Origin of the sequence: Microcoleus sp. K5-D4 (assembly GCF_036704575.1) — a bacterium.
Taxonomy (GTDB): Bacteria; Cyanobacteriota; Cyanobacteriia; order Cyanobacteriales; family Microcoleaceae; genus Microcoleus.
The window spans coordinates 17,403-28,912 of record NZ_JAUBSD010000040.1 but is presented as its reverse complement, the minus strand read 5'-3'; the positions used below and the strand labels follow the sequence as shown (position 1 = coordinate 28,912).

The following is an 11,510-nucleotide window of genomic DNA, read 5'->3' as shown; positions in this document are numbered from 1 at the left end:
TAAAACAGCAATATGCAACAACCCGAAATTTATCAAAACCTGACTGACTATCTCAAATCAGCACTCGGTATTCTCGAACTTGACAAAAACTCCCAACTGTATCGAGATACCACCTCAATTTGCGATTATCTCGCCAAACCAACTTTTCAAATTGCTGTCTTTGGCCCGTTTAATTACGGCAAGTCAACTTTGCTCAATGCTTTGCTGGGAAATCGTGCTTTGCCGATCGACCTAGTGCCCACTACAGGTGCTGCCATTTATGTCAACTACGGCGAGGAATTGCGCGCCAAAATTACCCTGAAAGACGGCACGGAAGTTAGCGAAGCGGGGACTGATGTTTTGAAACGCTACGCCATCCTTGACGACGCGAGACAAATGCGGGATGATGTGGCCGCCGTGAATGTTTACTGTCCCCACCCTTTCCTGAAAACGGGTGTGGAATTGCTGGATCTGCCGGGAACCAACGATCGGGAAGAACAGGATAATTTGGTTCGGGATAAATTGCTAACTGCTGATTTGGTTGTGCAGGTTTTAGATGCTCGCAAATTGATGACTTTAGGGGAACGGGAGAACTTGAGAGATTGGTTGAGCGATCGCCACATCAACACTGTAGTCTTTGTTGCCAATTTTCTCAATCTACTCGAACCAGACGACCAAAAACAAGTTTACAATCGCTTGTTGTTTGTTGCCGAAAGTTTTCGCTCCAATTTGCCGAACAATATCAGCAATATCTACCGCGTCGATGCTTTGCCGGCTTTGAGGGCGAGGCTGAAAGGAGATGTGGCCGCAGCCCAAACTACAGGAATTGCCACGTTTGAATCGGCTTTGCAAAGTATTGTGGCAGCTCAACAGGAACAACTAGCAGTTAAGTTGCCCAGAATTGAAGCTATAGCTACTAAAATTGGCCAATCTCTCCGAGCAAAGTCTGAAACTGTAACTGCAGAAATAGCTGCCGCTCAAAAAAAGCACAAAGACAAAATTGAAATTAAACAAAAAGCTGAAAAACTGATATCAAAAGGGTTTTTTGCCAGCGTTTCTGACTTCGAGAGTTGGCTTTACCAGCCCACACTTTTGCAGCGGTATCAATCGGAAATGGCGCTGTCGCTTCAGGAAGGGAGTTTTGATGCGTGGAAGCTAAAATTTCAGCGAGAGGCGTTACATCAGCAGCAAACGATCGCAGAATGGGTAAATAAAGCTTGCGAATTCTTTGAGAAAGAACAGCCGATCGCACTTTTGATTTCCTTTCCTCCATCCCCACAAGTCAGCTTACCGGAACCGCCACCACCTCCAGCTCAAAAGTCGATCGACAGCGAAGTGGCTCCAGTGGCGATCGCCACCGGCTTAGGTTGGCTGTTGGGCGGGCCTGTGGGAGCCGCCGTAGTCGGCGGTGCTAGCTATATTTTGAATAAAAGAACAGGGTATGAAAAGCCGCCTGAATCGTCAGAAGCTTATCTAAATCAAGTAACGGAAATTTGCAGCGAGGCTGCTAAAAACTATCTCGCTCGCTTCAGTACCGATACTTTTTTCATGCTGCAACACTACAAGGAAATCGCCGGAAAAGTTATCTGTTTTCATGAAAGCAAAGAGCCGCTACAGACAAATATTCAGCAATACCAGATACAGTTAATCAATAATTTGTTAGAAAATATCGAATCCTGCCTTCAAATGACCAAATCTGTAATTAACGGCAAATGATCCGAACCGACATTGCGGCCAGTACGAATCTTCAAAACACCAATTTCTTTGCTGACTAGAAAGTGATCGATCGGAATATAAGCCAGCGGCATAAAAGTCGGCCAAGTCGGTAAAATGCCAAAGCCCGATCGCGCATTTCGCAAATTTCCGGTTTTTACCATATTTTTGTAGAATGGCGACCACATTGTGGTATTTAAATCCCCAACCACAATCAGCGGATTTTTTACTTGGGCTGCATACTCGCCGATGGCTGCTAGCTGTTTATTGCGATTGATAAAACTCTCCTGTTTGACTGGCACAGTCGGATGAGCAAGAATCAGAGAAATGATTTTACCTTGAAATTTAACATCCGCCGACAAGCTCTTTCTTCGATTTGAAAAGGCTTTAACAGAGGAATTTTCTAAAGGCAGCTTGCTGTATATTGCACTGCCAAATCTCTCAGATTCTTGCTGGGTAGAAGAGTAAGGAAAAATCTCGCTTAAAACCGATAACTGTTTTGCCCAAGTTGAGTTGACTTCTACAAAAACCGCGATATCAGGTTGTTCTGCTTTAACCAGCGATATCACCTCAGAATATCGCCGATTAGCCCTTAAAACATTTGAATGCAAAATCCGCAAGTTGTGTCCGGGCGTTGCTCCGGCAACTGCTGGCGCTGGAAAATACCAAGGAACAATTTCCGCCAAATTAATGATAATGCAAAATGCGCTCACCAGCCACCATATTTTTTTTGAGCGCACGAGAGCGAAGAATATAAAAGTAGAGAAACCCACCACCAGATATTGTAGTTTAAAATGAGAACTCAATTCAAAAAAAATGTTGAATTCTCCCAAATAACCGACTATTGATAATACGGCATTGACAGTTGCTGCGATAATAAACCATTTTAAAATTATGTGCTTCAAGCTAAGGTTTTTGTTGGGCGTGCTGTGCATCACTGCCCATTTGAGCTTAATTTTAAGGTCGTTGGTAATCGGCAATTTATCAATTTCTATTACCAGTTGTTCTGGCTGTTCCAACTCTCGCCGCTTTTGATAAAACCTCACCAGCAAGCTATCTACCACAAAATAACTAAAATAATTGGCAACAAATCCTACAAATACCAACACACCTAAGCCGATCAGCATACCAAAGGAACCGCCGACTTTGACCAAACCCGACCAAACGGCTGCGTCACCTGTTTTACCTGTAGCTAATATGGCTATAAATAGCATTAAAGCCGGCAATCCGATCGTGATTGTGTTTCTGATGATAGAGTCCATTATACAATTTTAGATTTTAGATTTTAGATTTTAGATTGGAAATGAATGATGCAGTTTGTATAGTCAGCACTACGGACTGGTTGACTTAATAACGGCTTGACCAAATAGAGAGACTCCTTAATTTTCATATATTTCTAACGGTAAGTTGTCGGGATCTCTGAAAAATGTAAACCGTTTTTCAGTAATCTCGTCAAGGCGAATTTCTTCTACTTCTACTTGTTGAGATTTTAAGTAAGCAACTGATGCTTCTATGTCCTCCACTGCAAAAGCTAAATGTCTCAAACCGCAAGCTTCAGGATTGTTAATTCTTTCAGGAGGATGGGGAAATGAAAAAAGCTCGATGGTGTCGCCGTTTCCGACTCGCAAATCTAGTTTGTAAGAATTCCTCTCGGTTCGGAAAGTTTCTTTGATAATGGAACATCCCAATACTTCTACATAAAATTTCTTCGACGCTGCGTAATCCGAGCAAATAATCGCCACATGATGTATTGCTTTTATTTTCATATGAAAAAAGTTAGTTAGTTGCGTTTTTCTGAGATGTTGGAGAATTCTCAATAAGCTTTTTAGGAACAGGCAAGATGCCTGTTCCACAAGAAAATTTACTCTTTGTGGAACAGGCATCTTGCCTGTTCTTGAGAATCGTGCAAGATATGAGGTTTTTTCAAATGCACAGCACGCTATTGACAATTATATTTGACGATCGCAGACTCTGCGAGAAACCCTGCTAAATTCAGCGCGATCGCCCTTTATTTTCCCCCGCCAAAATCTTAATCTGAAAATTTATGTAAAAAAAGTACCCTACTTTGATAAAATGAGAGTTTTGCAGTCAATCACCCAATTTGCATCTCAGGAGACAAGCACTATGGCCCGTATGTATTACGACACCGACGCGAACCTAGACCTCTTAGCCAACAAAACGATTGCTATCATCGGCTACGGTTCCCAAGGACACGCCCACGCCCTAAACCTCAAAGACAGTGGCATGAATGTCGTTGTCGGTTTGTATCCCGGTAGCAAATCTGCCGCCAAAGCAACCGACGCGGGTTTAACAGTTCACCCGGTAGACAAAGCAGCCGCCGCCGCTGACTTCATCATGATTTTATTGCCCGATGAAGTTCAAAAAACTATTTACAAAGAACAAATCGAACCGAACCTTTCTGAAGGAAATGTTTTAGCATTTGCTCACGGTTTTAACATTCACTTCGGCCAAGTTGTTCCGCCGGCGAATGTAGACGTAGTAATGGTTGCCCCCAAAGGCCCCGGACACTTGGTGCGGCGGACTTACGAACAAGGGGAAGGCGTTCCGAGTTTGTTTGCAGTATATCAAGATGCTTCCGGTCAAGCGCGCGATCGGGCAATGGCCTATGCTAAAGGTATCGGCGGCACCAGAGCCGGCATCCTGGAAACCACTTTCCGCGAAGAAACAGAAACGGATCTTTTTGGCGAACAAGTAGTTTTGTGCGGCGGTTTGAGCGCCTTAATTAAAGCTGGATTTGAAACTTTAGTTGACGCTGGATACCAACCGGAATTAGCTTATTTTGAATGTTTGCACGAAGTTAAACTTATCGTTGACTTAGTAGTAGAAGGAGGTCTCGCCAAAATGCGCGATAGCATCTCCAATACCGCAGAATACGGCGATTTAACTCGCGGCCCCCGCATCGTCACGGATCAAACCCGCGCCGAAATGCGGAAAATTCTCAGCGAAATTCAATCCGGCCAATTTGCCCGCGAATTCGTTCTCGAAAACCAAGCCGGCAAACCAGGTTTTACCTCCATGCGCCGTCAGGAAGCAGAACATCCTATTGAAGAAGTTGGTAAAGATTTGCGAGCTATGTTTAGCTGGTTGAAAAAGCACGCCTAATCAATTTTAGATTTTAGATTTTAGATTTTAGATGGGAGAACCAATCTAAAACAGTTCTGGAGGCAGAACCTCTATCTGTAGGGTGTGCATTGCACACCTTACTGGTTTGAGGAAAATCTAAAATCTCAAGTTTAATCGATTTGAGATTGAAGGAAAAATCTCAAATCTACAATCTCAAATCGTCATGTTTGGTTGTGATTCCCTTAACCCAACCTACAAGAAAATAGCTAGGTATTATTAGAGGAACCGGGTTTCTCGCTGATAGCTCAAAACTATCGACTGGGACTAGGACTTTTTTCCAAGTTTTCAATCTCCTTCTCCCTTTGCTTGTTTGAATCTTTCGGCTTCACCCACGAAGGCCACAACCCGACGAAGAACTTTCGGCTTGCCACGCTAGTATCTCTTACAGGTTTGGGCAGAAAAGCTAAAGTGTCACCGTAAAGGGTAAACAGCGCTATAAACAGCAGCAACAGCGGGATAAGATTTTTTTTAGGCATGGCAGTTTGGGAGTAGAGTTTGTGAAAGCGCTTTGTTATATTTTGCCCTTGCACGGACAAAAAATATCAGAGACAGCTTAAGAAGAAAATACAGCCCTGGGGGGTAAGGGGCGTCGCCTACAATAGGAAAGCCGGCTAGTCGCAATCTGATGTCCCCTCGAACTACCACTACAAACACCTTTATTAGAGGTGTTCGAGCGGACATCAGATTATTAGCTAATAACTAATAGTGGTAAGGCTCGGACTGCGAACTCTACATAATTATGTTCTGGGTCGAGAACTCAACAAAATACTATGGTTTTTTGGCGCTTACCTACTTAACGACTAATAACTAATCACTACTTATTCCCTTGAATAAAAGTTTGCACTACTGTATGAATTTCCGGGGAAATTTCTGTTACTAGCCGCACCGGGATTGCCGAGGTGGAAGCTAATTGCGCGTATTCTGGCGTAAGAAAAACTGCATATTTGTCAGCTTCTGGAGTCAGTTGAGCGACCGTGGCTAAACTTATAGCTTTAATATAATTGCGTATGCTAACAGCTTGGTCGCCGACAACTTCATCGCCACTCATTACTGTGTTCGGTCTGCGAACTTGGTTTAAAGTTGTACTCGGATCTTTGACGCTTAAGTGGGTTCCTCCTACAAAACCGACTAGCCATTTGGGAGATGGAATTTTTGGGAATCCTGCAATTTGTTCTGCTAAGGCGGGAGTGGTTTTGTCCGCAGAAGATGCTACTATTAATGTGGGAATTTGAATGGCACTTAAACCAGTTTCTCCAAATAATAATGATGTGATCGGATTCATGGCGATCGCCCTTTTAATCCTCGCATCCCGCAATTGATACCGTTCTTCGGGCAATCCGGCCGCCGCGCACTGAATGCCTTCGCCTAAGCTGAACCCAATCAAATCTCCCTGACACCTTTGTTTGAGTGCGCTCAATTGCAGTTCGGCGCCGGCCACGGACAAGGCTGTAGCGCCGCCGAAAGAATAGCCAATTATTATCGCTCGGTCGATCGCGATTTTCCCCTGCAAGTTATCATCAGTTTGGTTCAATTTTGTCAGTTCGTCGAGTACAAAACTGATGTCTTTGGGACGGTCTAAAAACTCTTGAGGAGCTAGCAAGGGACACTTCCCCGCCATCGCAGCATTGGTATTCGTCTCGTTGCTGCCCGGATGTTCTAAAGCTGCTACCACATAGCCGTGAGACGCCAAATGCTCGGCTAAGTAGCGCAAATCCGTGCGGACGGAACCCAACCCGTGAGAAAAGACGATCGTCGGTTTGTCGGCCGTCGCAGCTATCGACCAGTACACATCCACCGGAATAGGTCGATTGCGGGTACTATCGTTCAAATCTAGCGCCCGTACCTGCACGACATTAGGTCCGGGCTGGGTGGGATCGAAAGGCAGCTTAAACGCGGGTTTAACCGCTGCTAACTGAGGTGCGATCGCCGCCATAAAGCGCTGAGTTTGCCAAAAACTTGTGTTCATATTTCCCAAAACTGCGAAAGCTCGATCGAGATCCACCACGACCCGCGAGATCGGATAAGACTCAATGAAACTCAATACCGATAAGCCTTCCGGCGCGTTTGCTCCCAGCAGCAGAGCCGATCGCAGCGCTTCCACACCCCCACCGTCGTGCCTGGGTATCACTGTAGTCAAATCCGTCAGGATGGCAGTGCCGATGCCCGTATTTAGCAAGTTGCTCAGGCCGACTACATTTAGGGGAATTTTCGCTTGCAGCGCCCGAAAAATCTTACTCCGCTGTTCCTCAGACAGGAGATTGGCATAAGCTTGCAGTTTGGCAGGGACTTTTCCTGTTTCTGCGAGTTCGCGCAAATCCGCAACCGATATTGACGATTCTAAAATACCTTTGCGGACAACAACCGTTTCTGCTGCTTTTACAGAGGATGTCGCGCCGCTCAAAGGGCCGATCGAAATCGAACCCAAAACACTCGCCACTGAAGAAAACCATCTGAAATTTGGTCTGATGCTCATTTTTACCTTATTGAACTAGAGGGGGTAGATCACCATATTCTCAAAATTCTCCCAGATACCGAGATATTGTCCTAGATGCCGAGAAATTGCCTCCATCGGAGTGCGATCGGCAAGGCCTCTACGCATATTTACTTGCCGATCGCACATTCCGTACCTAAGTGCACTTCTTGTGCGGGTGCTAAGGATGATGAGTTGAAGGATTTTTTAATCGGCAGCCCAAAAAATACCAACTTCGCGAGTCAAAAGAGCGATCGAGTGTATTCTCTAACCGCGCCAAGGTGCGGAAATTTTGCTAGCAATTCCGTTGGATTAGGATTAAATATAGGACTTACACAATTGTCATAAGTAGGGCTTAAATTTTAGGTATGTAGTTGCGATCTTAGCTTAGTAAATAGTGATTCGATTGCAACTACATACCTTTGTTTAATTTGCCAGTTAGCTTTAGTCCTAAAATATTAACCGCAGATGAATGCAGATTCATAACATCATCTGCGGTTAATATATTCCTCAAGATACAGGAAAATAAACAACCAGCATGGAAATATTTGGGTGAGTCCGGGCAATCGCTTCCGGTTCTTTGAGAGTTCCAGGTTGTTCCCACAAATTCTGTTGTTGAGAAATTGTTGTTAAAATCAGCAAATCGTGTTCTAACAAATTCTGCGAAACTAACTTGATAAAATTTCCCCGCACCCGATTTACTGGTATCTCAGAAAGAATTTCCACCTCCGCCGCACTTTTGTTGATTTGTTCCCGTTTTGTCGCCACCAACAACACTTGCAAACTCGCCTTGAGTTCCTCTGCCAAACTCTTAGCAATATCCACGGTTTCCTGAAACCCAAACCGAGTCAACTCGCTGTCAGTTACCGCCAAAATAACTCTGGCTGTATTCTGGAGAGGATCGGGAAATCGAGCAATCAGTACGGGTACGGGCGATCGCCTGATCACTGTGTCAATGATGCTGCCAAAAAAATTGTCGCGCGTCGTAGAAAATCCCTTCCAACCGCAAACAATTAAACTAGCTTCGCGTTCGGTTGCACTCCGCAGAATTCCGCGATCGATCGCATCATCTATCCTCGCGATCGGTTCAACCGCACAAGCAGCAGCATGAGCAACAGTTTCCGCAGCCGTCAAAAGTTGAGTTTGCTGCATTTTATCTGCCGGCGAAATTGCTTCCCCGCGATCGGACAAAATATGCAGCGGCAGCAAAGTTCCCTGATATCTTTTTGCTAAAATCAAAGCCAAACGCAGCAAATTATCTTCTGTATTCGGATTAGCAACAGGCACTAAAACTCGCTCTCCCCATGAATGCTTTCCCGACGTAGCGGTCGGCAAACTCGACCCCGGCTGCTGCATTTCTTGACCCCACCGAGATACAATCCAAGGAGAAGCGACACAAGTTACTAAAATCATGGCAATGATGCCGTTCACCGTTACGCGATCGACCAATTTAATGTCAAAAGCAACCGTAATCGCCGCCAAAGTAGAAGCAGCTTGAGCAACAGAAAGACCGAACATTACCATAATGTTCGGAAACTCAAAACCAAATAATTTCCCCGGTAGCCAAGCTGCCAAAAACTTGCTCACCACCTCTGCTAAAATCATCACCGCCGCCACTAACAAAGACTGTGGCTGCTTCACCAAAATTAGCGGGTCAATTAACATCCCCACAGAAATCAGAAAAAACGGCACAAACAGCGTGTTGCCAATAAACTCAATCCGATTCATCAGCGGACTCATTTTGGGAATAATTTGAGTAATGGCAATTCCCGATAAAAAGGCCCCAATAATTGCCTCAATTTCAATTATTTCTGCTGCGTAAGAAACTAGAAATAGGGTAGCCAATACAAATATAAATTCGGCATTCTCGTCGTGTCCAAATTTCTTAAAAAACCAGCGACCGATTTTGGGGACTCCCCACAAAGTAGCAAAAGTGTAGATAGCAAGAGATGGAATGAGAAATAGCCAAAATTCGAGAGTTAGATTTCCTTTGAAAGCTTTAACAACAATTGCCAGCACCAACAGTCCCAACACATTCGTAATTAAAGTCCCCCCCAAAGTCGTAGTAATAGTCTGAGTTCGCATCAATCCCAATTTGGTGAGAATTGGCAGCGCTAATAGCGTGTGCGTAGCAAAACAAGAAGCGACTAAAATTGAAGCTAGCCAGCTATATCCCAACAGCAGCATTGCTCCTGTCCCCAATATCATCGGCAACGAAAAAGTAGCCAGCCCAAATATGACAGCTTTGTCCGCATTGAGTTTAAGGTCGTCGAGGCTAGTTTCCAGTCCCGCTAGGAACATCAAAAACAGCAATCCTACAGTACCTAACAAAACAATAGTAGCGTCTCGTTGCAGCAAATTGAGACCGTTGGGGCCGACAATTACGCCCGCAATAATTAACCCGACTATTCCCGGTAGTCGCAAGCGCTCAAATAACAGAGGCGCGAGTAGCATGATTGCTAAAAGAACTAGAAAAACGGGAACGGGAGCGGTAATCGGCCCGGAAGTTAACATACATTTCACCCTAAATATTGGCAGCGAACTGCTATTATATTTAAAATAAAATAATCACAATATCTATCAATCTAAAGAGGTATTCTCAATAAATTACAGCGTAATTGGTAATAAGTAAAACTTGCCCGGAGAAACCCTATTCCTTGGCAAAATAGGGGTTTTAGGACGAGAAATTATTGAAAAAAACCCGGTTTCTAGTTTCCGACCCACAAGTCCTGATTGGGAATAATACCCATAAAAAAGGGAAACGTGCTTTTATCCCTGGCTCTTCCCTATTTAAAATCTAAAACCGGGAAAGGTTTCGCCGCTTCCATCTGCGCCGCTAAAGTAATTAAAGTTGCTTCCGCCGCCGGCCGCCCGATAATTTGAATTCCCACGGGCAAACCGTTGTTATCTAAAAGGGCAGGAAGTGCGATCGCAGGCAAACCGCTAGCATTAAATGGCGGACAAGGAGCAACCCAATTAATGATCCGCTGCAAAGTTTCTTCAAAACTCAAATCCGCCCACTCTCCAACCCGGATTGGCGAGTGCATATAAGTCGGCAAAACTAACACATCAAATTTTTCAAAAAATCCCACAATCCGCCGTGAAATCACCTGCATTTGATTCACCGCCCGCAAATATTCCCCAGCGGAAATAGTTCTTTCTAACAGCCAGCGATTCATCGGTTCCAAAGCAGCGCCTGGAATGCCACTTGCCGCCGCCCCAGACTGCCAAATTGCGATAAACGGTTCGATTAAACCCGTAAAATCTGGGCATCCAGGTTCGACATCATGACCCAAATCTGTCAGTAACTTGACGGTTTCGAGTACCGCTTGCTGACAGATAGGCGCAGCCTCGCCCACAGGGGAAATAGTCGTAGAAAACGCAATTCGCAGCTTACCCTGCTGTTGACGGGAAGCCTCTAAAAACGTCGGATTTGAATCTGGTAGCCAGTACGGATCGCCTGTTGTGTAGCCTGACATCACATCCAAAAGTGCGGCGGCGTCAGCTACTGTGCGCGCCAGGGGGCCGTTGGCAGAAATGCCGCTGAGGTAATCTCCGACAGGTGCCCAGGAAACTCGCCCCCGCGACGGTTTAATGCCCACTAAACCGCAGCAGGAAGCCGGCCCTCGAATCGAACCGCCGCCGTCTGAACCTTGGGCGATCGCGCACAAACCCGCTGCTACAGCCGCCGCTGAGCCGCCGCTGGAACCTCCGGGCGTATAGTCTAAATTCCAGGGATTGCGCGCGGGCGGGAAACCTTCTGGTTCGGTGTAAGGTAATGAGCCAATTTGAGAGGTGGCTGTTTTGCCCAGAATGTTAAATCCCGCTGCTTTGATCCGCCATACTACTGACTCGTCGTAGGCAGAGATGTTACCAAGCAAAGCCTGAGTGCCGTATGTACACGGAACGCCCGTAACTGGTGTCAAGTCTTTAATGGCGATCGGCACTCCGAAAAAAGGTGGCAATTCCTGTGGCTTGTTTAACCCCGCTAGTTTTTCGGTTTGAGATTTAGCTAGGGCGATCGCCCGCTCTGCCGTTACCGTAAAATAACTGCCCAGCTCAGGGTTTAATCGATCGATCCGTTCCAAGTAGAGATTGACAATTTCTAAAGGCGACACTTCCAGGGTGCGGATCGACTCCGCCAACTCCAGAGCTGGAGTAAAAGCCAGATCGACAGAATTCATCGGTTTAAGTCCTTAATTGT

At 45.4% G+C, this 11,510-nt stretch carries 9 protein-coding genes; 3 read left to right on the top strand and 6 right to left on the bottom strand.

Annotation, left to right across the window (positions count from 1 at the left end):
- The first annotated feature begins 12 nt into the window (after positions 1-12).
- The gene (locus tag QUA77_RS14545; protein ID WP_333450794.1) at positions 13-1,695 is read left to right on the top strand and encodes a dynamin family protein; all 1,683 of its coding nucleotides are present in this window, start codon (positions 13-15) and stop codon (positions 1,693-1,695) included.
- Here QUA77_RS14545 and QUA77_RS14540 read toward each other — a convergent pair.
- A complete protein-coding gene (locus tag QUA77_RS14540) occupies positions 1,662-2,954 on the bottom strand; it encodes an endonuclease/exonuclease/phosphatase family protein (protein ID WP_333450792.1) in 1,293 nt (430 codons plus the stop codon). The genes QUA77_RS14545 and QUA77_RS14540 overlap by 34 nt on opposite strands.
- A 117-nt stretch (positions 2,955-3,071) precedes the next feature.
- Positions 3,072-3,458: an SMU1112c/YaeR family gloxylase I-like metalloprotein gene (gene gloA2, locus QUA77_RS14535; RefSeq protein ID WP_333450790.1), complete on the bottom strand. Its 387-nt coding sequence runs from the start codon at positions 3,456-3,458 to the stop codon at positions 3,072-3,074.
- Positions 3,459-3,532: 74 nt separating this feature from the next.
- Here gloA2 and QUA77_RS14530 point away from each other — a divergent pair, with 74 nt between their 5' ends.
- Positions 3,533-3,682 carry a hypothetical protein gene (locus QUA77_RS14530; RefSeq protein ID WP_333450788.1) on the top strand — a complete coding sequence of 50 codons (150 nt, stop codon included), beginning with the start codon at positions 3,533-3,535 and terminating at the stop codon, positions 3,680-3,682.
- An 83-nt stretch (positions 3,683-3,765) separates the two neighbouring features.
- Positions 3,766-4,815, top strand: a complete 1,050-nt coding sequence (gene ilvC, locus QUA77_RS14525; RefSeq protein WP_333040067.1) for a ketol-acid reductoisomerase — start codon at positions 3,766-3,768, stop codon at positions 4,813-4,815.
- Between the two features lie 272 nt (positions 4,816-5,087).
- Here ilvC and QUA77_RS14520 read toward each other — a convergent pair whose 3' ends face one another.
- The 4 genes from QUA77_RS14520 to QUA77_RS14505 form a co-directional block, all read right to left on the bottom strand.
- Complete coding sequence (locus QUA77_RS14520) at positions 5,088-5,312, bottom strand: hypothetical protein (protein WP_333040066.1); 225 nt, start codon at positions 5,310-5,312, stop codon at positions 5,088-5,090.
- A gap of 338 nt (positions 5,313-5,650) precedes the next feature.
- Positions 5,651-7,309, bottom strand: coding sequence for an alpha/beta hydrolase (locus tag QUA77_RS14515; RefSeq protein ID WP_333450786.1), 1,659 nt, complete (start codon positions 7,307-7,309; stop codon positions 5,651-5,653).
- 507 nt (positions 7,310-7,816) lie between these two features.
- Complete coding sequence (locus QUA77_RS14510; protein WP_333450784.1) at positions 7,817-9,760, bottom strand: cation:proton antiporter domain-containing protein; 1,944 nt, start codon at positions 9,758-9,760, stop codon at positions 7,817-7,819.
- A 332-nt stretch (positions 9,761-10,092) separates the two neighbouring features.
- Positions 10,093-11,490 carry an amidase gene (locus tag QUA77_RS14505; protein WP_333450782.1) on the bottom strand — a complete coding sequence of 466 codons (1,398 nt, stop codon included), beginning with the start codon at positions 11,488-11,490 and terminating at the stop codon, positions 10,093-10,095.
- Positions 11,491-11,510: the final 20 nt, after the last annotated feature.

Coding starts and splice junctions, on each gene's coding strand:
- QUA77_RS14545 (WP_333450794.1), top strand. CDS start 13: ATGCAACAACCCGAAATTTATCAAAACCTGACTGACTATCTCAAATCA.
- QUA77_RS14540 (WP_333450792.1), bottom strand. CDS start 2,954: ATGGACTCTATCATCAGAAACACAATCACGATCGGATTGCCGGCTTTA.
- gloA2 (WP_333450790.1), bottom strand. CDS start 3,458: ATGAAAATAAAAGCAATACATCATGTGGCGATTATTTGCTCGGATTAC.
- QUA77_RS14530 (WP_333450788.1), top strand. CDS start 3,533: ATGCCTGTTCCACAAGAAAATTTACTCTTTGTGGAACAGGCATCTTGC.
- ilvC (WP_333040067.1), top strand. CDS start 3,766: ATGAGAGTTTTGCAGTCAATCACCCAATTTGCATCTCAGGAGACAAGC.
- QUA77_RS14520 (WP_333040066.1), bottom strand. CDS start 5,312: ATGCCTAAAAAAAATCTTATCCCGCTGTTGCTGCTGTTTATAGCGCTG.
- QUA77_RS14515 (WP_333450786.1), bottom strand. CDS start 7,309: ATGAGCATCAGACCAAATTTCAGATGGTTTTCTTCAGTGGCGAGTGTT.
- QUA77_RS14510 (WP_333450784.1), bottom strand. CDS start 9,760: ATGCTACTCGCGCCTCTGTTATTTGAGCGCTTGCGACTACCGGGAATA.
- QUA77_RS14505 (WP_333450782.1), bottom strand. CDS start 11,490: ATGAATTCTGTCGATCTGGCTTTTACTCCAGCTCTGGAGTTGGCGGAG.